23 protein-coding genes and 1 tRNA gene are annotated in these 25,412 nt (G+C 65.0%); 14 read left to right on the forward strand and 10 right to left on the reverse strand.

What is annotated here, in order from left to right:
• Nucleotides 1-78: 78 nt before the first annotated feature.
• A complete protein-coding gene (locus H0P51_RS00945; RefSeq protein WP_180916223.1) occupies nt 79-633 on the forward strand; it encodes a TetR/AcrR family transcriptional regulator in 555 nt (184 codons plus the stop codon).
• Here H0P51_RS00945 and H0P51_RS00950 read toward each other — a convergent pair.
• Both H0P51_RS00950 and H0P51_RS00955 read right to left on the reverse strand, forming a co-directional pair.
• On the reverse strand, nt 630-2,084 hold the full coding sequence (locus tag H0P51_RS00950; RefSeq protein WP_180916225.1) for a flavin-containing monooxygenase: 1,455 nt from the start codon (nt 2,082-2,084) through the stop codon (nt 630-632). The genes H0P51_RS00945 and H0P51_RS00950 overlap by 4 nt on opposite strands.
• Nucleotides 2,085-2,141: 57 nt before the next feature.
• Entirely contained in the window at nt 2,142-2,708 is a 567-nt protein-coding gene (locus H0P51_RS00955; RefSeq protein WP_180916227.1) for a PadR family transcriptional regulator, read from the reverse strand.
• 120 nt (nt 2,709-2,828) lie between these two features.
• Between H0P51_RS00955 and H0P51_RS00960 the strand changes: the two genes are divergently transcribed.
• Both H0P51_RS00960 and H0P51_RS00965 read left to right on the forward strand, forming a co-directional pair.
• Entirely contained in the window at nt 2,829-3,257 is a 429-nt protein-coding gene (locus H0P51_RS00960) for a nuclear transport factor 2 family protein (protein WP_180916229.1), read from the forward strand.
• Nucleotides 3,258-3,259: 2 nt separating this feature from the next.
• Entirely contained in the window at nt 3,260-4,300 is a 1,041-nt protein-coding gene (locus H0P51_RS00965) for an LLM class F420-dependent oxidoreductase (protein WP_180916230.1), read from the forward strand.
• A 22-nt stretch (nt 4,301-4,322) separates the two neighbouring features.
• Here the strand turns inward: H0P51_RS00965 and H0P51_RS00970 are convergent, their stop codons facing one another.
• Nucleotides 4,323-4,715, reverse strand: a complete 393-nt coding sequence (locus H0P51_RS00970) for a limonene-1,2-epoxide hydrolase family protein (RefSeq protein ID WP_180916232.1) — start codon at nt 4,713-4,715, stop codon at nt 4,323-4,325.
• A gap of 56 nt (nt 4,716-4,771) precedes the next feature.
• Nucleotides 4,772-5,323 (reverse strand): TetR/AcrR family transcriptional regulator, encoded by a 552-nt coding sequence (locus tag H0P51_RS00975; RefSeq protein WP_180916233.1) that lies wholly within the window; start codon nt 5,321-5,323, stop codon nt 4,772-4,774.
• A gap of 202 nt (nt 5,324-5,525) precedes the next feature.
• Between H0P51_RS00975 and H0P51_RS00980 the strand changes: the two genes are divergently transcribed.
• Nucleotides 5,526-6,740, forward strand: a complete 1,215-nt coding sequence (locus H0P51_RS00980) for a cytochrome P450 (protein WP_180916234.1) — start codon at nt 5,526-5,528, stop codon at nt 6,738-6,740.
• Nucleotides 6,741-6,859: 119 nt separating this feature from the next.
• Here H0P51_RS00980 and H0P51_RS00985 read toward each other — a convergent pair whose 3' ends face one another.
• Nucleotides 6,860-7,909: a phosphotransferase family protein gene (locus H0P51_RS00985; protein ID WP_180916235.1), complete on the reverse strand. Its 1,050-nt coding sequence runs from the start codon at nt 7,907-7,909 to the stop codon at nt 6,860-6,862.
• A gap of 92 nt (nt 7,910-8,001) precedes the next feature.
• Between H0P51_RS00985 and H0P51_RS00990 the strand changes: the two genes are divergently transcribed.
• A complete protein-coding gene (locus H0P51_RS00990; protein ID WP_246398302.1) occupies nt 8,002-8,613 on the forward strand; it encodes a TetR/AcrR family transcriptional regulator in 612 nt (203 codons plus the stop codon).
• 290 nt (nt 8,614-8,903) lie between these two features.
• Nucleotides 8,904-10,040: an Rv3169 family protein gene (locus tag H0P51_RS00995; protein ID WP_246398303.1), complete on the forward strand. Its 1,137-nt coding sequence runs from the start codon at nt 8,904-8,906 to the stop codon at nt 10,038-10,040.
• A gap of 152 nt (nt 10,041-10,192) precedes the next feature.
• On the opposite strand, the gene H0P51_RS01000 is transcribed toward H0P51_RS00995, so the two are convergent.
• Nucleotides 10,193-10,855, reverse strand: coding sequence for a TetR/AcrR family transcriptional regulator (locus H0P51_RS01000; RefSeq protein ID WP_180916236.1), 663 nt, complete (start codon nt 10,853-10,855; stop codon nt 10,193-10,195).
• A gap of 64 nt (nt 10,856-10,919) precedes the next feature.
• Between H0P51_RS01000 and H0P51_RS01005 the strand changes: the two genes are divergently transcribed.
• From H0P51_RS01005 to nrfD, 4 genes are all read left to right on the forward strand, one after another.
• Nucleotides 10,920-11,138 carry a hypothetical protein gene (locus H0P51_RS01005; RefSeq protein WP_180916237.1) on the forward strand — a complete coding sequence of 73 codons (219 nt, stop codon included), beginning with the start codon at nt 10,920-10,922 and terminating at the stop codon, nt 11,136-11,138.
• A 113-nt stretch (nt 11,139-11,251) separates the two neighbouring features.
• Nucleotides 11,252-14,533, forward strand: a complete 3,282-nt coding sequence (fdh, locus tag H0P51_RS01015; RefSeq protein WP_246398304.1) for a formate dehydrogenase — start codon at nt 11,252-11,254, stop codon at nt 14,531-14,533.
• A complete protein-coding gene (locus H0P51_RS01020) occupies nt 14,533-15,516 on the forward strand; it encodes a 4Fe-4S dicluster domain-containing protein (RefSeq protein ID WP_180916240.1) in 984 nt (327 codons plus the stop codon). Before fdh ends, H0P51_RS01020 begins: the two co-directional genes overlap by 1 nt.
• 6 nt (nt 15,517-15,522) lie before the next feature.
• Entirely contained in the window at nt 15,523-16,596 is a 1,074-nt protein-coding gene (gene nrfD / locus H0P51_RS01025; RefSeq protein ID WP_180916241.1) for an NrfD/PsrC family molybdoenzyme membrane anchor subunit, read from the forward strand.
• A 30-nt stretch (nt 16,597-16,626) separates the two neighbouring features.
• Here nrfD and selD read toward each other — a convergent pair whose 3' ends face one another.
• A complete protein-coding gene (selD, locus tag H0P51_RS01030; protein WP_180916242.1) occupies nt 16,627-17,604 on the reverse strand; it encodes a selenide, water dikinase SelD in 978 nt (325 codons plus the stop codon).
• A 211-nt stretch (nt 17,605-17,815) separates the two neighbouring features.
• On the opposite strand from selD, the gene H0P51_RS01035 reads away from it, so the two are divergent.
• The 3 genes from H0P51_RS01035 to selB all read left to right on the forward strand — a co-directional run bounded on the left by H0P51_RS01035 (nt 17,816) and on the right by selB (nt 21,029).
• A tRNA-Sec gene (locus H0P51_RS01035) sits at nt 17,816-17,911 on the forward strand.
• Nucleotides 17,912-17,934: 23 nt separating this feature from the next.
• Nucleotides 17,935-19,242: an L-seryl-tRNA(Sec) selenium transferase gene (selA, locus tag H0P51_RS01040; protein WP_180916243.1), complete on the forward strand. Its 1,308-nt coding sequence runs from the start codon at nt 17,935-17,937 to the stop codon at nt 19,240-19,242.
• Nucleotides 19,239-21,029 carry a selenocysteine-specific translation elongation factor gene (selB, locus tag H0P51_RS01045; protein ID WP_180918653.1) on the forward strand — a complete coding sequence of 597 codons (1,791 nt, stop codon included), beginning with the start codon at nt 19,239-19,241 and terminating at the stop codon, nt 21,027-21,029. Before selA ends, selB begins: the two co-directional genes overlap by 4 nt.
• Before the next feature lie 208 nt (nt 21,030-21,237).
• Here selB and H0P51_RS01050 read toward each other — a convergent pair whose 3' ends face one another.
• Nucleotides 21,238-22,101 (reverse strand): LysR family transcriptional regulator, encoded by an 864-nt coding sequence (locus tag H0P51_RS01050; protein WP_180916244.1) that lies wholly within the window; start codon nt 22,099-22,101, stop codon nt 21,238-21,240.
• A gap of 74 nt (nt 22,102-22,175) precedes the next feature.
• On the opposite strand from H0P51_RS01050, the gene H0P51_RS01055 reads away from it, so the two are divergent.
• Complete coding sequence (locus tag H0P51_RS01055) at nt 22,176-22,925, forward strand: SDR family oxidoreductase (RefSeq protein ID WP_180916245.1); 750 nt, start codon at nt 22,176-22,178, stop codon at nt 22,923-22,925.
• Between the two features lie 65 nt (nt 22,926-22,990).
• Here the strand turns inward: H0P51_RS01055 and H0P51_RS01060 are convergent, their stop codons facing one another.
• A complete protein-coding gene (locus tag H0P51_RS01060; protein ID WP_180916246.1) occupies nt 22,991-24,040 on the reverse strand; it encodes a phosphotransferase family protein in 1,050 nt (349 codons plus the stop codon).
• The gene (locus H0P51_RS01065) at nt 24,033-25,256 is read right to left on the reverse strand and encodes an acyl-CoA dehydrogenase family protein (RefSeq protein ID WP_180918654.1); all 1,224 of its coding nucleotides are present in this window, start codon (nt 25,254-25,256) and stop codon (nt 24,033-24,035) included. The genes H0P51_RS01060 and H0P51_RS01065 overlap by 8 nt, the downstream gene beginning before the upstream one ends.
• Nucleotides 25,257-25,412: the final 156 nt, after the last annotated feature.

Genomic DNA, 25,412 nt, shown 5'->3' on the forward strand with positions numbered 1-25,412 from the left:
CCGGAAGTTCAACATCTGTTGAAGTCAAGCTAGCCTCGGCCGCTAGTAATGTCAACAGTTGTTGAATACAATGCCCAGATGGCCCCGAAGCCTCGCGATGGCGAGACGACCCGATCGACGATTCTGGCGACCGCGCGATCCCAATTCGGCACCCACGGCTTCGAGCGCACCACCATCCGATCGGTGGCCGCGGTTGCCGGTGTAGACCCGGCACTGGTCATGCACTACTTCGGTAGTAAAGCCGAATTATTTGCTGCCGCTTCGCGATTCGACATCACTTTTCCCGACTTATCGGGCGTCCCGCCGAATCACCTCGCCGACGTGCTAGTTCCGATGTTCGTGTCGGTCTGGGGATCCGAAGGCCCGTTCCTGCCGCTGCTGCGCGCGGCCGCGACCAACCCCGTGGCAGCCGACGCGATGCTGGAGGTTTTCGTCGACCGGGTCGCGCCTGCTCTGGCCGCGGTGGTGCCGGACCGCGCTGCCGAGCGCGCCGCGCTGGTAGGGGCGCAAGTGCTCGGCCTGGCGACCGCACGCTACGTGCTGCGCCTGCCGGCGCTGGTTGAGATGGACGATGCGATCCTGACCGAGTGGTTGCGCCCGGTGCTGGCGCATTACCTGACCGGCAGCGTCTAGCGGACTAGGAAGTGTCCGAGTTCGGGCTCGGCAAGCATGGCAGTCAGTGTCTTGCGGTTGTACGGCCACAGGTCGACGGTGTTGTTCTCGGTGAGGTACCACGAATTGCAGCCGGTGTTCCAGACGGTCGGTATCATCGCTTCTGCCACACCGGCATTGAAGTCATCGGTGGCGTCCTCGGTTACTTCGATCGAGGTAGCCTCGCCGTCGCGCAGCATCTCCAAAAACCGCACGATGTAGTGGGCAGTTCGTTCCGCCGAATACTGCAGCGAGATCGATCCGGTGGGGGAGTTCGGCCCCAGAACCGTGAACAGGTTGGGGAAACCCGGAATCGCAGTCATCCGATAGGCTCGCGGACCGCCGGACCAGGCCTTGTCGATGGTCAGGTCGTCGCGGCCGGTGATCTGGATCGGCCGCATGTAGTTATGCGCCTGGAAACCGGTAGCCAGCACGATGACGTCGGTTTGCCGGTGGCGGCCGTCGGCGGTACGGATCCCGGTGGGTGTCACCTCGGCGATACGGTCGGTCACCAACTCCGCATTGTTGGATTGAATTGCGCGGTAGTAAGTTCCGGACACCACCTGCCGTTTGCACAGCGGCTGGTAGTCGGGGGTGAGCTTGGCCCGCAGCGCCGGGTTGCGGACCTGTAACCGCAGGGAGAGCCGGGCGTAGGCCTGAACCGCACGACGCCGCCAGGACGGACGGGTGGTGACGTCGGCGAGGATCCCCGAAGCCCACAGCAGCGCTTGATGCATCCGGTCGTGGGCAGCCGGGTAATGTAGGAGCGCGGCGGTCAGTAATGCACTCTGCCGCAACGTCATCGGCGCCCAGAGAATCCATTGCGGCGACCTGACGTAGTGTGCGACCGACCGCGCACCCGGTTGCAGCGCGGACACGATCTGTACACCGGTGGACCCGGTTCCGATGACGGCGATGCGCTTACCGCCGGTATCGACGTCGGGGTCCCACCGCGCCGTGTGCACAACCGGCCCAGCGAATTCGTCTAGACCCGGGATGTCCGGCATGGCGGGATGGTGCAGCACACCTGTCGCACACACCACCACGTCGGCGTCGATCCGCTCACCGCCGGCAGTGCTCAAAGTCCACTGGGTTGTGTTCTCATCCCATTGGGCGGCAACGACTTCGGTGTTCAGCCGGATCCGGTCACCCAGCCCGAGCGTGTCCACCACGTCGCGGTGGTAGCGCTGGATGTCGGCGCCGTCCGCCCAGATGTGAGACCAGTCCGGTTTTGGAGCGAAGCCGAATTGATAGATCTGGGAGGGCACGTCGCAGGTGAGGCCCGGGTAGCGGTTCCAGTGCCAGACGCCACCTACATCAGAGGCCTTCTCCAGCACGGTGACGTCGTTGAAGCCGCGTTGGTTGAAAACGTGCAATGCGGTGATGCCGGCGAGGCCTGCGCCGATAATCACCACCCGCGGCATCTGGGCCATGCATCTCCTCCTCGCCGCCGGGGGGTTTGTGTGCGTCCACGGGTACCGGCAAAGACGTCATTGTTGCAGTGTTGACAACCGTCTTTCCAGGATAGTCAGCGCACGCTCTGCCCAGCGCACATTTTCCTGCTCGAAGGATATTCCGCGCATCAGCGTCAGGTATGGGCCGATACGCGCGGCCTGCACCTGGTGCTCCTCTTCGGTGCGGCCGGCCAGGATGAGGGTGCGCAACCGCTCGTAGCGCTCGAGCTTGGCAGTAGACCACGCCAGCCGTTCGGCGATGAAGTCGCGCACGGCCGCGGTGTTGCCAGCGTCGGCGGCCTGAACCTTGACCAGCAGCTCGTCGCGCAGCACCAAAGCTTTGGGCGGCCGCGCAGTGAAATCGTGGATCGCTTGGTAACCCGCCTCGGTCAGGGAGTACATCCGCTTGTTCGGCCGGCGCTCCTGCAGGACGACCCGTGCCTGGATCAAACCCTGCTCGGCCAGCCGATCGAGTTCGCGGTATAGCTGCTGCGGAGTCGCCATCCAGAAGTTGGCTACCGACGCGCCGAAGTCCTTGGCCAGGTCGTACCCCGAAGATTCACCTTCCAGGAGTGCGGCCAGCACGGCATCGCGCAACGACATCCGGGGATGATACAACGAAACACCTAATCAAAAAAGTGACTAAGAACGTATGGACATAGCCGAGGCCTGGCCTCTAGCGTCAACGCTGTTACTCAACAAATTGACTATGCGAGGTTTCTTGTGACTTCTGAGCACCCCTTCCGCAAGGCGGCTGAGTCCGGCGACTCCGCGGCCATCGAGGCATTGCTGGCCGACGAGGTCGTGTTCACCAGCCCCGTCGCCTTCAAGCCGTATGTTGGCAAACCGATCACCGCGGCGATCCTGCGCGGCGTGCTGCGAGTATTCGAGGACTTGCGCTACGTGCGCGAAATCGGAGATAGCAACGGCAACGACCACGCCTTGATCTTTGAGACTGGGTTGGTTGGGGTGCCGGGCGTTCGCATCACCGGGTGCGACTTCGTGCACTTCAACGCCGATGGTTTGATCGACGATCTGATGGTGATGGTCCGCCCACTATCGGGGGCGAAGGCGCTTTCCGAAGCGATGGGCGCCCAGTTCGCGCGAATCCAGCAGGAGGCACTGCAGTCCGCGACCGCGCAGGACGGCTGAGCATGCGTATCGGACTGGGCATCAACTACGCGGGCGGCTTCAAAGAGGTGGCTGCCGAAGTGGCAGACCTCGAAAGCGCCGGCCTGGACATCGTCTTCGTCCCGGAGGCCTATTCGTTCGACGCGGTGAGTGCCCTCGGCTACCTCGCGGCCAGCACCGAGCGGGTCGGTCTGGCCTCAGGCATCCTGCAGCTCTACACCCGCACACCCACGCTTACCGCAATGACCGCTGCCGGCATCGACTATGTCTCGGGCGGCCGATTCACGTTGGGGCTGGGCGCTTCCGGCCCACAGGTCATCGAGGGCTTCCACGGTGTGCCCTACGACGCGCCGATCGCCCGAACTCGCGAGGTCGTCGAGATCTGCCGTCAGGTCTGGCGGCGCGACACCGTCCAGTATCAGGGCGATCACTACACGATCCCGCTGCCTGCCGAACAGGGCACTGGGCTCGCGAAGGCGCTCAAGCTGATCAATCACCCTGTCCGCGAACGTATTCCGGTGTTGATTGCCGCGTTGGGCCCCAAGAACGTCGAGCTTGCCGCCGAGATCGCCGAGGGGTGGCAACCAATCTTCTACCTGCCAGAGCGAGCGCATGACGTGTGGGGCGAGGCGATCGCGGCTGGTCGATCCAAGCGCGACCCCGCGCTTGGCGAGCTTGAGGTCTATGCCGGGCCGGCGCTGGCGATCGGCGAAAACGTCGAGTCGCTGCGCGAATTCGTCAAGCCGCACCTGGCGCTGTACATCGGGGGCATGGGCGCCAAGGGCAAGAATTTCTACCACACCCTGGCCACCAGGTACGGGTATGGGCCGCAGGCTGACCGGATCCAGGAGCTTTACCTGGCCGGCGACAAGGAGAACGCCGCAAAGGCAGTCCCTGACGAACTGGTCCGCGACGTGAACCTGATCGGCAGCAAGGGGTTCGTCAAGGAACGCCTTGCCGCCTACCGTGAGGCGGGCGTGACGACTTTGAACGTGGTCCCGATCGCGGGGACGTCGCGTGAGCGGGTGCAGCTTATCGAGACGTTGCGTGACCTAGTGGACTGAAAATTGCGTTACTGCGAGGACTTCACTGGCTAAAGGCGGCGGTCACAGTGGCGAGGTCAAAGTAGTCGCGCCACGCCGCGATCTTGCCGCCGCGGACCTCGAAGACACCCATCACGGGCAATGGCACGTCGTCGGCGTCCTTGCGGCGCAGTACGTCGGTGCGTTCGTTCATCACGACGCCGTCCTGACTGAGCTGGCGGTGGATGACGAAGTCGACGCCGTCGAAGCTGGCCAGGAATCCGGCGATAAAGTCACGGATTTCAGCGCGACCCGTCAAAACAGGCATCGGAATGTTGTGGTAGATGGCATCTTCGGTGAATGACTCGACGATGGCGTCGATGTCGCCGGTCAGCCACAGCTTGCAGAACTCCCTGACGACGGTATCGGGTTCGGTGTCGATCGCGCTTTCAGTCATGCCCCCAATCCTTTACTCGTCTCTGCATCAGGACAAGCATGGTGAGCAACCCGGCGCTACCCGGTCCCGTCGTATGAGTTCCCGAGATAGCGCTCTAGCATGGCGCGTTCGTCGTCGGAGTTCTTGAGCGGCCAATACCACAGCGAGATGAAGACGCGGATGAGCCATTGGGTAGCCAGTGGGTCCACCTTGTCTTGGCCGAGCATCTCGGCGGCGAATGCGGTGATCACCGGTGATGTGGTGATCCATTCACTGCCGGCCGGCGGCTGGTTGGTGGGCAGCTGAACCAGCGGATAGGACCTCAGTCGTTGCAGGGCGACAATGGTGGCGGTCACGATCCGGTCCCGGCCGGTGCGGCCCTTGATGGCCTCGCGCACCGTCTCGAGAACGCGGTTGGCTTGAATGGTGATGACGGCTTCGCGGATCGCCGCCTTGCCCCCGGTTCTCCGGTAAATCGTGGCCGGTGAGCAATGGACCTTGGCGGCCAGTGCCTCGATGGTGAACGCTTCGTAGCCCACCCGACCGATGAGGTCGGCGGCCGCGGCGACTATTCGATCGGCGGCCGCGTCGTGCCTGTGCCGGCCCAGCAGCCAATCTTCACCCGCCATCGCGCACATCCCTTACGTCATGCGTCTGCGAGAAAATTCGATGAATTTCTCTCACGGTGCGAATTCTAGGTGACTTATTCTCACATCAATCTGCTGCACACAGTGCCGCCGTGATAAGCGGGATGCCGGCGGATCGCAACGTCGATTATCAACTTTGCGCCCCCATATTGCTGAGGGTGCTAGGCGCATCCAACCTGTACTGATGGCGGTATTAGCTGATCCGAAGGCACTTTTCGATACTGAGGCCTTGCAGAATCCGTACCCGCTCTACGAGCGGATGCGCGCCGAAGCCGCGGTGCACCGCATCGGCGAGTCCGACTTCTACGTGGTTTGCGGCTGGGATGCCCTGATCGACGCGGTGAATCGGGTGGAGGACTTTTCGTCCAATCTCTCAGCCACCATGGTCTTCCGCGAGGACGGCACGGTGACCGCGTTTCCCATGATCGAGGCGGGAAGTCCGAATCACGCACTGGCAACCGCCGACGATCCGGCTCATGCGGCGCACCGGAAGATCCTGCTGCCGCACCTGTCCGCCAAACGCGTTCGCGTCATCGAGGAATTCACCGGCCAGGTTGCCGAGCGGTTGTGGGAACAGAACTTTCGCCACGGTCGGATCGAGTGGATGAGCGCGATGGCGAACCGCCTTCCGATGATGGTGGTTGCCCGACTGCTCGGCCTGCCCGACGCCGACGTCGACAATCTCATTCGCCTGGGCTTCGCCACCACCACACTCCTGGATGGCGTCGTGTCACAGGAGCAGTTGGCGGAGGCCGGAGCTGCCGCGTTCGAGCTCTCCGGCTATGTGATGGAGCACTTTGAGACGGCAAGCGGCAGGGACCAACCCGGATTGATCCCCGACCTGGCGGCACGCTACGCCGCCGGCGAGTTGGACCAGACGGTAGCGATGGGCATCATGCTCACGCTGTTCAGCGCGGCCGGTGAGTCCACCGCGTCGCTCCTCGGCAGCGCGGTGTGGGTTCTCGCCGAACGTCCCGAGATCCAGGGAGAGGTTCGCCGACGCCCAGAGCTGTTGGGCGCCTTCATCGAGGAGGTGTTGCGTTACGAACCACCGTTCCGCGGCCACTACCGGCACGTGTGGCGCGACACGACGCTTGGCGGGGTTGCGGTGCCGGCCAATTCGCACCTGCTCTTGATGTGGGGCGCGGCCAACCGGGACCCCACACAGTTCGACGCGCCGGATGAATTCCGGCTGGACCGCAGTAGCGCCAAGGGCCATGTGGCGTTCGGTCGAGGCGCGCACTTCTGTGTCGGGGCGGCCCTGGCTAGGTTGGAGGCTCAGGTTGTGCTGCGAATGTTGTTGAACCGCACCGACTCCTTCGAGGCCGCGGATATCGGGCAGTGGTTACCGAGCATCCTGGTGCGCCGTTTGGACCGGCTGGAGTTGACCGTCCGATGAGCGCCTGGTGCCGGCCAGGGTGGAGTAGGACGGACCAGCAGGCCGGAAGCGGAGAAGCATTTTCTCAGACCGGCGTCGACGAACTTGAGGGCGGCAGCGATGATCGCTACCGAGGGACCTCAGGCACGGATCGCCTCGATGGTCCAGTCGGGTAACAGCGGCGCGCGAGCTAGGAAGTGGTCGCCCCGCCCGGTCGCTCGCAGTAGCACTTGGATGCGCAGCGTGCAGCAACCGAGGCGGACCGAAGCGAAATGCTCATACCACTCGAGACGGCGCAGTCGTCGTCCGATCATGTCCTCATAGCGGCCGATGACACGCTCGCGTGAATCGAACCCAGGCAGCTCTGGGTCGGACTGGATTCCAAAGACGGAGCGCATTTGTCGCCGCGCAGCCAGCCACCAGCCGAAGTCGGCTTCGGCTGCGCACAGGCAGGCCTGCTCCCAGTCCAGCGCGCCCACGATGTTGCCGGAGTCGTCGAATATCGCGTTGGACATTCTGGCGTCGCCCCAGCTGACGCCCGGCTCGGCGGGGTCTGCAGGCAGGTTTCGCCACAGCCAGTCAAACGCCGCGAGCATGAGGTCTGGAACGTGATTGTCAGTGCCCCATTTCACGAACTCGCGCCACCAGGCCAGTTCGGCTTCGTTGCCGACGCCGGTCGGTCGGCGCAACCAGGGTGCTTCGCTCGACGAAATGCATTGCAAATAAGCAAGTGTCGTCAGGAAAGAGTCTTGGGCGCAGCGCTGAATGTTCGGCGGCGCGTCGTGGAGCCAGCCCTTGCGGGCGTAGCTCATATCGCCCGGAATATGACCCGCGATTCGCGACATCAGCAGGAATTTGGAGCCGATCCAGGCGGGGTCTGGCTCATAGATCAGAGGGCTAGGCGTGGCGACCCCATGGCTGCGTAACAACTCCTGGGTACGAGTCTGTGCTTCGAGGTCGTAGTCGGGGAAGATACCACCGCCCGCGGGTGGAATGCGCACCACATAATCCCGCGGACGGCCCGCGTCGACGACGGATGCAAGCAGACTCTCGCTAGAGAACCCGCCGGCCTTATTTGCCACACTCAAATCAGTCAACGAGACTGCCGAGCCGAACTTGGCGGCAAACCATCGGCTCAATTGCTCCTGAGCCGCGGCGAGGTCGCGCTGCACGAGACTCAGGCCAGCCATGGCAGAACATTTACATATCGGCGCACAGATGTACAGCGTGACGATAAGTGCCGGCGTGCCTTGGTGGGGTGTTGGCATACACTCGGCTGGGGGTGACATTTGACACGTCAGATGTCAACGAATACGGGCGGAGGCTCAGCGCGGTGTCGATCGATCCCGACCGGTCAGTTCGGATTCGGATTCTGGACGCGACATTCGTCGTTCTCGGGCGTTGTGGTCGGCGTCGACTCCAGCTGTCGGAGGTTGCCGCGCAGGCTGACGTTTCACGGCCCACCATCTACCGCTACTTCGGCTCCAAAGAGGGGCTGCTTGAGGCTTTTGGGCTCTACGAGCAAGACAACTTCGATGCAGGTATCGCCAAGGCGATGGCGGGTCTCAGCGGCGCCGACCGCCTTGACGCCGCTCTCGTGTTCATCGTCGAATTCCAAACGTCGTATTCACTGCATTCGCTGGCTGAGGTCGAGCCCGAACACGTCCTGCACCAGATGCGACGCACCATGCCCATGCTGCAACGGTCCATTGCCAAGATCATTCCCGGGGAACACAGCGATATTGCAGCGAGCGCAGTCGTCCGCATTGCGATGAGCCATTACGTTCTAGGCGCGGGAGATCCAGAGCGGTTCCTCGCCGAGTTGCGTCACGCGGCAGGACTGGAGCCGGGCCGCCGCCCGCTTCCGCGTCCCAGACCGACCCAAGCTAGTTAGACGACACCATTCATTGACATCACACGTGTGCCACGTAATCGCACATGTCCACCGCCCGCTGCGGGCCAGCACCACGCAGGTTGCCGCGAGGAGTCGGCGCAGCGTTGAGGGCGCGGCGCGTCACGCGACCGGGCGCGTGCCCAAGCTTTACATGAGCATGCACAAATGTCACACTGGCCCTACCCGATGGCCCAGAATCTCGGGCGGTGGCCGCTGTCGTCGCAGCACGTACAGGTGCACGTGATCAAGTGAAGGGTGACGCCTTGCTGTCCGCAAACTATGGAAGTCTGGTGCCTGAGGATGAATTTCTCACCCACCAGATCGTCGACACTTTCGCTTCGGTCAGCCAATCGGATCCCTCGTGGACAGAGAAGATCTGGACGACTGCGCACGCCCGCGACAATTCTCTGCAGATCGTGCTGGGGATAGGCAAATACACCAACCGTGGTGTGTTCGACGGTGCGGCGGGCGTGTGCCGCGGCACCGAGCAGTGGACGGTGCGCGCCGGGCGTCGGCTTGCGTCGGACTCCGCCGGTACGACGGTCGGGCCGATCCGCTACAGCGTTGTCGAGCCGCTGCGCGCCATCCGAGTGCAACTGGACGAAAACGAGCACCAGCCAATCGCATTCGACGTGGAGATGCGCGGTTCCTTCGACGCCGCGCTGGAAGACCCGTGGCCGGACCGCAGCCCCGACGGCTACCGGGTGACGCATAATGTGTTGCGGTACCACCAGATCGGTGTCGCTTCGGGTTGGGTCGCGCTGCACGGTGAACGGATCGAGGTCAAACCCGACGAGTGGATTTCCATCCGAGACCACTCGTGGGGCCTGCGGCCCGGGGTGGGCAAGCCGATTCCCGGCTTACCCCGCGGCGGCGGCAAGATCAGGCAGATGTTTATGACCTGGCTGCCGATGACGATGACCCGCGATGACGGATCGAAGTACTCGTTGTTCGTGTTCCTCCAGCACGAGAAGGGCCAGGGCTTCGAATCCATTCGCTCGCAGGCCGAACAACAAGAGCAGGACGGTGGTTCGCGCCGGTTCGCCGCAGTCGAACAAGATCTGCGTTTCCGGGACGACAACCGTCGTTTCACCGAAGGCACGATCAGTCTCATTGAGTCGGACGGCACCAAACGGCCGCTGCATATTTCGGCCGTTGGGGACGGCGGATTTCACCTCGGAACTGCCGGTTACTACGGCTGGAACGATTGGGTGTACGGCGAGTGGGTCGGGGAGCTACGGGTCGAAGGCAATCACGTCACCGATTGCGACAAACCGGAGACCGCGCGCAAGGTGCACCAACTGCGTGACCTCCTGGTAAAAGTCGACGATCCGGTGGGCGGCGGTAGCGGCGTCGGCAACCTCGAAACCTTTGCACTCGGCGCGTTCCCCGAAATCGGCCTAACTCAAGAGAATTCATTCCTTTGAGGCAGTTCCCCTGCCACTCCGAACTGTGCTGGGTGGTGCCTAGTCGTCGAAGCGTGGCGTCCAACCCGTCCGCGCACCGTCGGGAACCACACGGCGGCAGCCGGTAGCCACGATGGAGATCGACCCGGTAGACCAGTCACTGCGGGCCAGACTCAACACCGGTCGAGAATCAGGGCTGTGGCGGCCTGGGCGTTCAGAAACGACTCGGTGGCGTCCCACGACCAACGCAGATCGTAAACAAGCAGGTGCCAGGATTGGCGCCCGAAGAAATACCACAAAATATCGGTGGCGCGCTTCTCGCCGATCCCCTTGTGCAGTCCCCGAAGGCTTTTCATGCGCCTGGCGCCCTGGCTCAGTACCCCTCGATACCATTCGTCGGATCGCTGGAGAATTTCGGCGGCCGCGTCGTCGACAGCGGCCGCGGTGACCATTACCTGTGAAATATCATGAAAGCGTTGGTTATTCACGCGGGTACCGCTTGCGATCGCGGCGACGACTTCTTCGGATGTGTGGCTCTTGCGGATGACCTCGAGCGTGGACTCGACGACAGGATCGCCATACTGGCGTTCGCCGATCAGCGTCGAGAGGATCGCCGCTTTGCCGCCCGTGCTGGCATAGACCGTGGGCGTGGCGAGGCCCGCTTGCTGGGCAATGTCATTGATGGTGACCTTGCCGTAACCGCGTTCGAGGAAGAGCCGCATCGCGGCATCCAAGATCGTCGTTCGCGTTTGGCTTGCGGCCTGGGCGCGCAGTTCCGACCTGTAGGGCCGCGTGCGCTTGCTGGTCGGGTTAGGTGCGTGCTCCCGCGTTGCCATGCCGCCTATCCATCGCTTCTAGGAGGGACACTATATTTAATAGCAATAGCTTAAGCGACTGAAGATGGGTCACCGGGTCATTGCGGAGAGCGCCGTTAATGACGCCCGGCCGGACCGCTGGTCGGCCGACGTCGACATCGTGACGATGGTGACGGTGGGAGTAAGGGTTCGCTCGGTGCGGGACTACCAACAAATGCCGCCAGATAGAGGATTGCGTTTCATCCGCAACGTGGCTGCAACGTCGGGGTACCTCGGTAATCGAGGCGGTGGAGGAGAGGCGTGACTGACGGACTGCCGCTTAGGGCGAAAGCTGACGAAGCCGTCAGTGCGCATCGGAAGCGAGTTTTGCCGACTGGCACGGGTGTCAACGCAGCATTGGGGAACTAGTCTTCCTATATGGCTCCCAAGAACCGCGTCTCGCGTCTATTTCTGGAATGGCCCGTCGTCCGGCAGTTTCGTTCGGGAGATGTGTTCGGTCGCGGCCCGGCAGTTACCTCCAAGCACACCCAGTCCATTACCCCGCGCACCAGCACCGCCGACCGGGTGGTGCAAAGCGTTTGCCCGTACTGCGCTGTCGGCTGCGGGCAGCGGGTGTACGTCAAGGACGAGCGGGTGGTGCAAATCGAAGGTGACCTCGATTCGCCCATCTCGCGGGGTCGGCTGTGCCCGAAAGGTTCGGCCAGCGAGCAGTTGGTCAACTCACCGGGCCGGCAGATCAAGATGCTCTACCGGGCGCCTCGGGCCACCGAATGGCAGTCGCTGGATGTCGACACCGCTATTGATATGGTCGCCGACCGCTTCGTCGAAGCTCGCCGCCACGCGTGGCAGGACATCGACAAGAAGGGGCATCCGCTGCGGCGGACCATGAAGATCGCCGCTCTAGGCGGTGCGACGCTGGATAACGAAGAGAACTACGTCATCAAGAAACTCTTCACCGCCGCGGGCGCCATTCAGATCGAGAACCAAGCGCGTATTTGACACTCCGCCACGGTTCCCGGTCTGGGAACCTCCTTCGGGCGCGGCGGCGCCACCCAGTCACTGCAAGACATGGCCAACGCGGACTGCATCGTCATCCAGGGCTCCAACATGGCCGAGTGTCATCCCGTCGGCTTCCAATGGGTCGAGGAGGCAAAGGCCCGCGGCGCGTTGCTGATTCACGTTGATCCCCGATTCACTCGCACATCGGCGGTGTCCGACAAGCACATTCCCATCCGCGCCGGCTCCGACGTGGTACTGCTGGGGGCGCTGATCAACCACATCCTCACCAACGACCTGTGGTTCAAGGAATACGTGGTCGCCTACACCAACGCGGCGACCTTGATTAATGAAAACTATCGAGACACCGAGGATTTGGGCGGACTGTTCTCCGGCTTCGACCCCGAGACGGGACAGTACGACCCGTCGTCCTGGGCCTACGCCGAACAGGAAGACGCCGAGCACGAACACGGGGCCAGCGCCTCGGAGCGTGCCGCGGGCGACGCATACGGCATGGGCGGCCCGCCGCTGCCGCACGCCCGGGTGTTGCGCGACGAGACCCTGCAGCACCCGCGGACTGTGTTCCAGATCCTCAAGCGGCACTACGCCCGATACACCCCCGAGATGGTGCGTGATGTCTGCGGAATCAGTATCGAGGACTTCAACTACCTCGCCCGCGCCATCACCGAGAACTCGGGCCGCGAACGCACCACCTGCTTCGCCTATGCGGTGGGCTGGACCCAGCATTCGCTGGGGGCCCAATTCATCCGTACCTCAACGATTTTGCAGCTGCTGCTGGGCAATGTCGGACGCCCGGGCAGCGGCATCATGGCGCTGCGTGGCCACGCCACCATCCAGGGGTCCACCGATATCCCGACGCTGTTCAACTTGCTGCCCGGCTACCTGCCCATGCCAAAAGCCGGTATCCACAACACGTTGCGGGACTACATCGAGGCGGCCGGACCGAAGACACAGAAGGGCTACTGGGCCAACGCCGACACCTATATCGTCAGCCTGCTCAAGGCGTGGTGGGGAGACGCCGCGACCGCGGAGAACGACTTCGCCTACTCCTACCTGCCCCGAATCGACGGGCCCCACGGCACCTACCAGACCGTCATGTCGATGCTCGAGGACGAGGTCGACGGCTACTTCATCCTGGGCCAGAACCCCGCCGTCGGCTCCGCGCACGGGCGCATGCAGCGCCTGGGTATGGCGCACCTGAAATGGCTTGTGGTGCGCGACCTGAACCTCATCGAGTCGGCCACCTGGTGGAAAGACGGCCCGGAGATCGCGACGGGTGAGCTCAAGACCGAGGACATCGAGACCGAGGTGTTCTTCTTCCCCGCCGCCACCCACGTCGAGAAGGCCGGGACATTCACGCAGACCCAGCGGCTGGTGCAATGGCGACACCAGGCCGTCCAACCGCCCGGCGACTGCCAGAGCGAGCTCCAGTTCTTCGTCGAACTGGGCAACCGGATCCGGCAACGGCTGGCCGGCTCTACCGATGAACGCGACCGCCCGCTGCTGGATCTGACCTGGGACTACCCCCTCGACGAGCACGGCGAGCCGAGCGGCGAAGCCGTGCTGGCCGAGATCAACGGCTACCACCTGGATGGGCCGCTGAGGGGCCATCCAGTCGAGGGGTTCACCGACCTGCGCGCCGACGGTTCCACATCCTGCGGCTGCTGGATCTATTCCGGTGTGTTCGCCGACGGTGTCAACAAAGCCGCCCGGCGGGTACCGCACGGCGGCCCGACACCCAACCAATCCGAGTGGGGTTGGGCCTGGCCCGCCGACCGGCGCATCCTCTTCAACCGCGCCTCGGCCGATCCAAACGGCAAGCCGTGGAGCGAACGCAAGAAGCTGGTCTGGTGGGACGAGCAGCAGGGCCGCTGGGTCGGGGATGACGTGCCTGACTTCCCGATCGACCGCGCTCCCTCGGCCCGCCCGGATCCCGATATCGGCGGTCCCGACGGGCTGGCCGGCGACGACCCGTTCGTCATGCAGGCCGACGGCAAGGGCTGGTTGTTTGCGCCAAAGGGCCTGGTAGACGGACCACTGCCCACCCACTACGAGCCGCAAGAGTCGCCGGTTGCCAACGCGCTCTACCCTCAGCAGCAGAACCCGTCGCGAATCATGTTCCCGCGCAAGGACAATCTGTGGGCACCCAGTGCCGGCGAACCAGGTTCCGACGTCTACCCGTATGTGTTCACCACCTACCGTCTCACCGAACACCACACCGCCGGCGGCATGAGCCGCTGGTTGCCCTACCTGGCCGAGCTGCAACCCGAGATGTTCTGCGAGGTATCACCGGAGCTGGCCGCCGAACGCGGTCTGGAACCCTACGGCTGGGCCACCATCATCTCGCCGCGCGCCGCAATCGAGGCTAAAGTGCTTGTCACAGAAAGGATGACACCGCTGCTGATCGGTGGTCATACGATCCACCAGATCGGCCTGCCATATCACTGGGGAGTGGGCAGCGACGCCGTCGTGAGTGGCGACGCGGCCAACGACCTACTGGGCGTGACACTGGATCCCAACGTGCAGATCCAGGAATCCAAGGCCGGCTCCTGCGACATCCGCCCGGGTCGGAAACCGCAGGGCGAAGAACTGCTCTGGCTCATCGAGGAGTACCAGTCGCGTGCGGGAGTTACCGTCGAGACAGACAACGTTCGACTCACCGAACGGAACCGGGAGGTCTGATGGGGCAACTGGCCGGACCGACCGACCCCACCGGCGATGCCCGGTGGCCAGATCCCAAACCGCGCAAGGGATTTTTCACCGACACCTCGATCTGCATCGGCTGCAAGGCGTGCGAGGTGGCGTGCAAGGAGTGGAACCGTAACCCCCTCGACGGCGACCTAGAACTGCTGGGCTCGTCCTACGACAACACCGGCCAACTGGGCGCGAGCACCTGGCGGCATGTGGCCTTCATCGAGCAGGGACGCGAACAGATCGAGCAAGCGCGTGAAACCGGGGCGGCACTGGTGAGTTTGGGGATGCCAGCCATGCCGGGCGGTGCGGGAAACCCGCCCGAACCGTTGCACACCACACCCCCGAACACCCCGGAATTCCGTTGGCTGATGGCTTCGGATGTGTGCAAACACTGCACCCACGCCGGTTGCCTGGATGTGTGCCCGACAGGTGCGTTGTTCCGCACCGAGTTCGGCACGGTCGTCGTCCAGCAGGATGTCTGCAACGGGTGCGGAACCTGCGTGGCGGGGTGCCCCTTCGGTGTCGTCGAGCGCCGCAGCGACGGCACCTACACCACGCCGGCTAAGCGGTCCGAGCGTCCGGCACATGAATTCGTTACTGGTGTCGCGCAGAAATGCACGCTCTGCTACGACCGGTTGCTCGAGGACGAGATACCGGCTTGCGCCAAGACTTGTCCGACGACGTCGATTAAGTTCGGCGACCACGATGACCTGGTAGTGCAGGCGCGCGAGCGTGTCGCTGAGTTGCACGCGCGGGGGCTGACCGAAGCCCGGCTGTACGGCGCCAACGAGCTCGACGGGGTCGGCGGGACCGGCTCGATCTTCCTGCTGCTCGACGAGCCCGAGGTCTACGGCCTACCGCCCGACCCCAGGGTGTGTACTGCGGACCTGATGCAGATGTTCAAACGGGCGGGCCTGGCCGCGGCGGGGATGGTTGCCGCGGCCGGGCTCGCATTCTTGCGGGGGAGGTGAGGCGGGTTGAGCACGTCGGAGTACGACAGCCTGCGACCGCCGGAACCCGCCGGGGGGCGACGGCGCCGACGCGGCAGGGGTGGGCGGCGGCGCCGCGACGAGACGCTGATGGTGCCCGAGGCGGAGTTCACCAGCTACTACGGGCGGCCCGTCGTCAAACCGGCGCCGTGGGAACACGAGGTTGCTGCGTACCTGTTCCTCGGTGGTGTGGCCGGTGGATCCGGTCTGCTGGCGGCCGGCGCCCAATTGACCGGGCGGCCGACCCTACGGCGCAACGCGCGGCTATCCGCACTGGCCGCCGCCGGGATCGGCGCCCTCGCATTGGTCAAGGACTTGGGCCGGCCGGAGCGGTTTGGGAACATGATGCGCACCGTCAAGCTGACGTCGCCGATGAGTTTGGGCTCGTGGATTCTCAGCGCGTTCAGCGCGGGCATTGGTGTCGCGGCGGTGGCCGAGGTGGATCGGATGAGCGGGGACCGCTTGCCGCTGGGGCCGCTGCGGCCGGTGCTGCGGGCGGTGGAGGGCCCGGCGGGTTTGGAGGCTGCGGTGTTCGCGCCGCCACTTGCGGTGTACACGGCGGTGCTGCTCGCCGACACCGCGACACCTACCTGGAACGCCATGCACAAGGATCTGCCGTTCGTGTTCGTGAGCTCGGCCAGCCTGGCTGCATCTGGTCTGGCGATGATCACCACCCCGGTCGCCGAGACCGGCCCGGCACGCAGGCTGGCCGTGCTCGGAGTGATCGGCGACGTGGTGGCGATGAAGCTGATGGAACGACGGATGGACCCGGTGTTGGTCGAGCCGCTGCACCACGGTCACCCCGGCGAAATGCTTCGGTGGAGCGAACGACTGGCGGTCGCGGGCGGAGTGGGGACGCTGCTCGGCGGTCGGAATCGCGCCGCGGCCGCCCTCAGCGGGCTGGCGTTGCTGACGGCATCGGCCCTCACCCGATTTGGTGTCTTTGAGGCGGGCAAGGAGTCGGCCCGCGATCCGCGGTACGTCATCGAGCCGCAGAAGCGGCGGCTGGCGGCGCGGCGGGCCGCGGGAATCACTGACGACTCGATCACGACCGCGGGCTGACTCCTTCAGTCCTGTTCGGTGCGCGGTCGATCAGCGGATTTCGATACCGGGTCCCGCGGTGGTGTGGCCGATGACCGGATGACCGGGTAATTCTCCAACGACCAGCAGTCCACCCGAGGTTTGCGCGTCGGCCAAGAGCAGCAGGTCGTCCTCGGTGACGTCAGCCCCGGGTCTCAGGTGCGGGCGCACCCAGTCGAGGTTGCGTCGCGTCCCTCCGGAGACGAAGCCATCCCGCAGTGCCTCGCGTGCCGCGGCGATAACCGGGATGGCGTCGCGGTGGACGAGGGCTCCGACCTTCGAGGCGCGGCACATCTTGTGCAGGTGCCCGAGCAGCCCGAAACCGGTGACATCGGTGGCCGCTTTCAGGCCCGCCGCGGTGGCTGCCGCGGCGGCGTCACGATTGAGCCGGGTCATGGTATCGATCGCTTCCTGGCAGATCTCGCCGGTCTGCTTGTGGCGGTTGTTGAGCAGGCCGACGCCGATCGGTTTGGTGAGCGTGAGCGGCAGGCCAGGCTCGGCGGCGTCATTGCGCAACAGCTTGTCTGGATCGGCGACGCCCGTTACGGCCATGCCGTATTTGGGTTCCGGGTCGTCGATGGAGTGGCCGCCGATCACCGGACAGTGGGCTTCGGTGGAGATGGCCTGTCCACCGCGCAGCACTTCGGTCATCAGTTCCAGTGGCAGCACGTCGCGGGGCCAGCCGATCAGGTTGATCGCCACCACCGGTCGTCCGCCCATCGCGTAGATGTCGGACAGGGCGTTGGCCGCGGCGATGCGGCCCCAGTCGTAGGCGTTGTCGACGACCGGGGTGAAGAAGTCGGCCGTGGACAGAATGGCGAGATCGCCGACGCGGACGGCGGCCGCGTCGTCCCCGGCGTCGAGACCGACTAGCACATTGGGGCCGGTTTGCCCCAGGAGACCGCGCACCGCTTCTTCGAGCTCGCCGGGCGGAATTTTGCAGGCACAGCCGCCACCGTGCGCGTACTCGGTGAGCCGCGATGGGTCCATGATTCAGAGCCTACGAGATAGCTCGTCTGGCGGCGTGACTCCTCAGCGGTCCTCTCGCGCGGACCGCATCGTCGTCACGCGGGGTCTGGCGGCGTGACTCCTCAGCGGTCCTCTCGCGCGGACCGCATCGTCGTCACGCGGGGTCTGATGGCGTGACTCCTCAGCGGTCCTCTCGCGCGGACCGCATCGTCGTCACGCTAGGTTTAACGGTGGAGGCGTTTGGGTTCCTGGTGGTCCCCCCGGTCTTCAAAACCGGTGAGGTCGAGTATCTCGGTCTGGCGAGTTCGATTCTCGTCCGCCTCCGCCAAGCCGAGGAGGCCGAGAAAGCAAGTGACACAGCTCGACCCGCGCCGGCTGATCCCACGCACCGATCAGCTGATGGCACTCCCGCAACTGCAAGTGGCCCGAAATAGATTGGGCGACAACATAGTACGGTCACTCGTGCGCGATGTTCAAGATCGGGTCCGCCGCGGTGACCTAGCGCCCGACCAGGTGCAGGACGTCGTCGTCGAATCCGTGACCAGCCGCACCACGACATCGCTGACCCCGGTCCTCAACGCCACCGGCGTCGTCGTGCACACCAACCTGGGCCGAGCCCCGCTCTCCCCCAGCGCCGTCGAAGCACTCGTGGCGGCCAGCGCCTACGTCGACGTCGAACTTGACCTCGCCACCGGCGCCCGGTCCAAACGCGGCACCTCGACCCGGCAGGCGCTGCTCGACGCCTGTCCCGCCGCCGAAGAAGCGCTCGTTGTCAACAATGGCGCCGCCGCGCTGGTCCTGGCGACCACCGCCCTGGCTGCCGGCAAAGAGGTGGTGGTCAGCCGCGGCGAGCTGATCGAGATCGGCGCTGGCTTTCGGCTGCCCGACCTGATCGCCTCGACCGGAGCCCGCTTGCGCGAAGTCGGCACCACCAACCGCACACATCTGCAGGACTACGCGGACGCCATCGGGCCACAGACCGGCTGCGTGCTGAAGGTGCACCAGAGCAACTTCCGGGTCGAGGGCTTCACCGCCGCCGTCTCCCTCGCCGAACTGCGCGAGGTGACCACCGCCAACCAAATCCCGCTGATCAGCGATCTGGGCAGCGGTCTGTTGGCCCCCGACCCCGTTCTGCCTGACGAGCCTGACGCCGCCACCTCGCTCTCGCAGGGTGCCGACGTCGTCACCGCTAGCGGCGACAAATTACTCGGCGGCCCGCAAGCCGGAGTCGTACTGGGTCGCGCGGACGTGGTGACCCGGCTGGCACGACACCCACTGGCCCGTGCCGTCCGCGCTGACAAACTCACCCTGGCGGCCCTGGAAGCCACGGTCCGCTCGGGCACCTCGCCGGTGGCCCAGGCCCTGCACGCCGATCCGGCCGCGCTGCGCGCCCGCGCCCAACGGCTTGCCGACGCGGTCGGCGCCTCCGTCATCGCGCATGACGGTCGGGTCGGTGGCGGCGGCGCTCCCGGAGTGCCCCTACCGGGTTGGGCCGTCCGCCTGCCGGAAAAGGTGGCAGCGGCCTTGCGTACCGGCGTGCCGGCAGTGCTGCCGCGCGTCCACGACGGCGCGTGCCTGCTGGATCTGCGCTGCATACCCGAGTCCGACGACGATCGGTTGCTGGCGGCCGTGCGCGCGGCGTTAGGCGCAGACCACTGAGCACTCATGTCGTCGCAACGGCCGGACACGTAGACCACGGCAAGAGCACCCTGATCCGCGCATTGACCGGCATGGAGCCCGACCGATGGGAAGAGGAAAAGCGTCGTGGGCTGACCATCGACCTCGGCTTCGCCTGGACTACCCTGCCGTCCCGCCGGCAGGTGGCATTTGTCGACGTCCCCGGCCACCAGCGATTCCTGGCCAACACGCTGGCCGGACTCGGTGCTGCTCCGGTGGTCTGCTTCGTCGTCGCCGCCGACGAGGGCTGGCGAGCGCAGTCCAGCGATCACCGCGATGCGATTGCCGCGCTAAATATCCGGCACGGTCTCATCGTGGTCACTCGCGCCGACCGAGCACCCGAACGCGCCGACGATGTCCTAGCGCAGACCCGTGCGGAGCTCGCCGAGACCGGCCTGCGCGACGTGCCGGGTGTCGTCGTGTCGGCAGTGCAAGGTACCGGGTTGCCCGAGTTGCGCGCCACTCTGGATACCGTGTTGGCCGAGGTGCCCCAACCCGATGCTGCCGCACGGGTGCGACTCTGGGTGGATCGATCATTCACCATCACCGGGGCGGGCACCGTCGTGACCGGGACACTCTCGGCGGGCTCGCTGGCAGTCGGGGAGAGCTTGGAACTACTTGGTGCACAACGCAAAAGAGATGTGGCGATTCGCGGTCTGCAATCCCGCGGCGAGCCGTACCCCGCGCTGGCTCCGGTCGTGCGGGCGGCGCTGAACCTGCGTGGCGTCGCGCGGGAGAAGGTCCGCCGCGGCGACGCGCTGGTCACCCCGAACGCCTGGCCGGCCACCCGCGTTCTGGATGTGCGGCGAACCACCGGCGGCTCGTGGACCGAAACCACGTCGCATCTTGTCGTGCATGTGGGTACGGCGGCGGTGCCGGCTCGGTTGCGACCGTTCGGCGACGACCACGGGCGACTCACTCTCGATCGTCGGCTGCCGTTGGTGCTCGGCGACAGGTTGGTGTTGCGTGACCCCGGCACCCATCGGGTGCTCGGCGGTGCCCAGGTGCTCGACGCCGACCCGCCCTCGTTGCGCCGCCGCGGGGACAGCGCCCGCCGGGCGGCGGCCCTAGTCACGATGACGCCCGAAGGCGAACCCGCACTGGAGGTGGCACGGCGTGGCGCGGTGCGGGCACGTCATCTGAGCGGGCTGGGGCTGCCAACCGATGCGGTGCCGGACGGGGTGAGGGTGTTCGACGAGTGGTGGGTGCATGCTGCAACGTACGACGCGTGGCAGTCCCGACTGAAGGCTGCTGTCGATGAGCTGCACACGCGGGATCCGTTGGCGGACGGCCTATCTCGAGGTGCCGCGCGCGACCTGCTTGGTCTTCCGGACGAGGTGCTGCTCGACGCGGTGGTGGGCGACGCGGGACTAGAGCAACGCGGCGGCCACATCCGCGCACCCGGCACCGGACGCGACCTCGGTAGCGCCGAGGCAGCCGTCTGCCAGGTGGAGGCGCAGCTTCGAGCCGCCCCGTTCCGGGCGCCGGAAGCCTACGAGCTGCAGGCGTTGCGGCTCGGCGCGCGTGAGTTGGCCGCCGCCGAACGCGCCGGGCGGGTGCTGCGGCTGCGCGACGGCGTGGTGCTGTTGCCGACGGCGCCCGCGCTGGCGATGCGGCAGCTCGCTCGGCTCGACCAGCCCTTCACCACCAGCGAGGCGCGTCAGGCCCTGGACACCACCCGGCGGGTCGCGATACCGCTGCTGGAACACCTGGACGCGCGGGGCTGGACGCGGCGGTTGGACGCCGGACATCGAGAGATTGTGCGCTGAGGACGGGGCCAGCCCGTCGTCGGATCGATATGGGAGGGGATACTGGGCGGATGTGTTATGCAGTGCGATGCCGGGTGTGCGGGAAGACGACCTGGGATGGCTGCGGCGATCATGTGGCGGAGGTACGTCGCACCGTGCCCGCTGACCAATGGTGTGAAGGCCACGCCACTGCCGAACCAGGTCGCGCCAATGCCGTGGTGCCGCGCAGTTAACCGTTGACCAGCGCATCGCGCACCGCCGAGACGGTGTGCCGTTGCCAGATCGCCTGCACGGGCATCATCAGCGGCGGTTCGAGTTCGATCACTTTGACCCGGCCGTCCATCGCCGGGCCCGGTTGGGCGGTGACCAGCGCGATCGCCCCGGTGGTCAGCGGCGCGGCCACCATCGCTGCGCCCTGGACTCGGCTCACCACGTACTCGGGTTCGAACCCGGCGCGCCGGCACGCGCCCATCAGGAAGTCGCTGAAATACGACGCGCCGGGCGGTGACCAGAGCGCCAATGGCTCGTCTTCGAGATCAGTGATTGCGACGTGGTCGGCGCCGGCTAGGCGATGCCCGATCGCGACGGCGACACGGACCCGGTGGTAGCCGATCACCGCCGCGGCGAGCTCGCCGGCCGGGACTACTCCGCGGCGCAGCCCGAACTGAACGGAGCCGTCGGAGACGGCGCTGATCAGCTGGTCGGGGTAAAGCTGGCGAAGCGTGAACGACGTGTTGGGGAATGCGCTGATCGCCGGCTCGAGCAGGGTGTAGACCTCGGCACTGTCGAGCGCCGGGCCGTGGCCGACCACCCAGGCCGCTTCCGTGGTGGCCGCCGACCGAACGTGCTCGGTGAGGGTGCGCGCGGCCGCCAACAACGGACGCGCCTCGCGCAGCATCGTTCGTCCCGCGGGGGTCAGGGAGATACTGCGTCCCTCGCGGTGAAAGAGGGCGGCGCCGACCTCGGATTCGAGTAGCCGCACCGAACTGCTGACCGCCTGCTGGCTTAGGTGCAGCCGTACGGCGGCCGCGGTGAAGCTGCCGGCTTCGGCGACGGCCACGAATTGACGCACCTTGCGCAGGTCGGACACCATGCACAAACAATACTTGTGAATTACTCGCCTAATTGTGTTTTTAATTTGTGGATGGTCTGGATAGCCTCCAACGTATGGGGAATCTAGAAGGTAAGTCCGCAGTCGTCGCCGCCGGAGCCAAGAACCTCGGGGGCCTGATCAGCACTTCACTTGGAGAGCGCGGCGTCAATGTCGCGGTTCACTACAACAGCGACGCCACCGGACCCGACGCCGACAAGACCGTTGCTGCGGTCGAGGCTGCTGGCGCCAGGGCGATCAAGGTGCAAGGCGATCTAACCAAACCCGCGAATGTGACGGCGTTGTTCGAAGCGGCCAACCAAGCTTTCGGGGGCATCGACATCGCGGTCAACACCGTCGGCAAGGTACTGCGCAAGCCGATCGTGGAAACCACTGAGGCCGAATATGATTCGATGTTCGACATCAACGCCAAGGCCGCGTACTTCTTCCTGCAGGAAGCCGGTAAACGGCTCAACGACAATGGGTCGATCATCACCATCGTCACTTCGTTGTTATCCGCTTTCACCGACGGGTACTCGACCTATGCCGGCGCCAAGAGTCCGGTCGAACATTTCACCCGTGCTGCGGCCAAAGAATTTGTGGCACGCGGGATTAACGTCAACAACGTCGCGCCGGGGCCGATGGACACGCCGTTCTTCTACGGCGAGGAGACACCCGAGCGGGTCCAGTTCCATAAGTCGCAGGCGATGGGCAATCGGCTGACGCTGATCGAGGACATCGCCCCGCTGGTGGTGTTCCTGGCCGACGAGGGCCGCTGGATCAACGGCCAAACCATCCTGGCGAACGGTGGTTACACGACGCGCTGATCGCCACCGTGGCGCGACATAGGCCACCGCGTTCGCCGGCCGATCGTCTTCCGCGAACCGCTCACCTATGCACGCCTTTTCTGTTCCAACCCCGCCTCGTCGGCGATGTCGACCGCCATCCGCACGATGGCATCGATCCGGGTAGTGGTGGGCGTCCCGGCAGCGGCCTTGTTCTTGGGTTCGTCGATGGCCCTGCGCATTACGCCTTCGGCGATGATGGCCAGTTTCCACAACCCGAGGACGTGCCAGTACTGCACCGCGGCCGGATCGCGTCCGGTTTCGTCGATGTAGAGGCGGGTCATTTCGGCGCGATCGGGAAAGCCCGACAGTGTGGTGGGCTCGTAGTCAGCGCTCGTCGTCTCCCCGGATTCCAGCCAGTAGGTGAGCAGACTGCCCATGTCGGCGACCGGATCGCCCAATGTGGACAGCTCCCAGTCCAGGGTGGCCACGATCTCACCGGTCTGTGGCGAGGTGATCAGGTTACGCAGATGAAAGTCCCCGTGTACCAGGCTGGTCTCGCGTTGCTCGGGGATGCACGCCTGCAGGCGCCGAGTGAGCTCATCCAGCTCGGGAAGCTCCCGAGTTTTAGACAGTTCCCACTGTCCTGCCCAGCGCTTGAGCTGCCGCTGGGCATACGGCTTGTGACTGGCCAGGTCTTCGAGTCCGACCTCGGCAAGGTCGACAGCGTGAATCTTGGCCAGGGTGCGTGGCAACGACAAGGCAATCCGACGGCGATGCTCCCCGGTGAGCTCTTCGGCGATCTCCTGGGTGTCAACGACTAACCCGTCGACAAACTCCATCAACACCAACGGCGCATCGGTGAACTCCGAATCCGCAGTTACACCAAGAATTCTCGGCACCGGCACATCGGTATCGGCGAGGGCGGCGATGATGCGCGCCTCGCGCACCACGTCGTGGGCCGAAGCCAGCAGATGACCCAGTGGCGGACGGCGCAACACCCAGGCCTGGCCATCGTCGTCGGTGACGCGGTAGGTCAGGTTCGACTGGCCCAGTCCGATGCGCTGCAACCGCAGCGGGCCGGCGGCGTCGATCCCCAGCACGGCTAGCCACCGGGACAGCGCCTCGGCATCGACGCCAGGAACGTGCTCAGGCATGTGGCTTGCTCTCGCGGTACTTACGCAGTTCCTGGCTGGCGATGGCCCGCTTATGCACCTCGTCGGGGCCGTCGGCCAGTCGCAGTGTGCGCAGGTGTGCCCATGCCATCGCCAGGGGGAAGTCGTCGGTGACGCCGCCGCCTCCGTGCACCTGGATGGCGCGGTCGACGATCTTCAGCGCGATATTGGGTGCCGCGACCTTGATCGCCGCGATCTCGGTGCGGGCCTCCTTATTGCCGACCGTGTCCATTAAGTAAGCGGCCTTGAGGGTGAGCAGTCGGATCATCTCGATGTCGATGCGGGACTCGGCAATCCAGTCGCGGATGTTGGCGTTCGCACTGATCGGCTTGCCGAAGGTGATCCGCGACTCGGCGCGTCGGCACATCAGCTCCAGTGCGCGTTCGGCCATACCGATTGCGCGCATGCAGTGATGGATGCGCCCAGGACCCAACCGCGCCTGGCTGATCGCGAAACCCTCACCCTCGCCCTTCAGCACGTCCTTCAACGGCACTCGTACGTCGTGGAAGTCGATCTCGGCGTGCCCCTCGCGGTCCTGGTAGCCAAAGACCGACAGGTTGCGTCGTACCGTGACGCCGGGTGCGTCGATCGGCACAACCAGCATTGACTGCTGACGATGCGGGGCGGCCTCGGGGTCGGTCTTGCCCATCACGATCAGCACTCTGCAATTACGGTGCATTCCGTTGGACGCAAACCACTTTCGTCCGTTTAGCACGTACTCGCCACCGTCGCGAACCATGGACATCTCGACGTTGGTGGCGTCCGAACTCGCCACCGCAGGTTCGGTCATCGCAAACGCCGACCGGATGGTGCCCTCCAGCAGGGGCTTGAGGTACTTCTCCTTGTGCTCGTCGCTGCCGAAGAGAGTGAACACCTCCATGTTGCCGGTGTCCGGTGCGCTGCAGTTGCACGCCTCCGATGCCAGGTGGCTGCGGCCCATGATCTCCGCGAGCGGCGCGTACTCCAGGTTGGTCAGCCCCGGCCCCCACTCGACGTGCGGGTGGAATAGGTTCCACAGTCCCCGCTTCCGCGCCTCTGCCTTGAGCTCCTCCAGAATCGGCGGATGGAAGTGTGGGTCACCCGACTCGCGCATTTGCTCGTCGTAGACGGACTCGGCCGGATAGACGTGCGAATCCATGAATTCGCGCAGGTCGGACTGGTACTGTTGCGCGCGTTCGGAGATGTCGAACAGTGACATGGGAACCTCTGCCATCGATAGAAGGTGTCTGCCGCCGCCGTTGTGCGACGGTGACTGATCTCTTCCTACACCGACTCGATGGTCTAGCTGCGGGGTGTGCCGATTACTTCGAACGCTTTCGGACGGAACTGTCGAACAGCGGCGTTAGGCTGCATG

Source organism: Mycobacterium vicinigordonae (assembly GCF_013466425.1).
GTDB classification, from domain to species: domain Bacteria; phylum Actinomycetota; class Actinomycetes; order Mycobacteriales; family Mycobacteriaceae; genus Mycobacterium; species Mycobacterium vicinigordonae.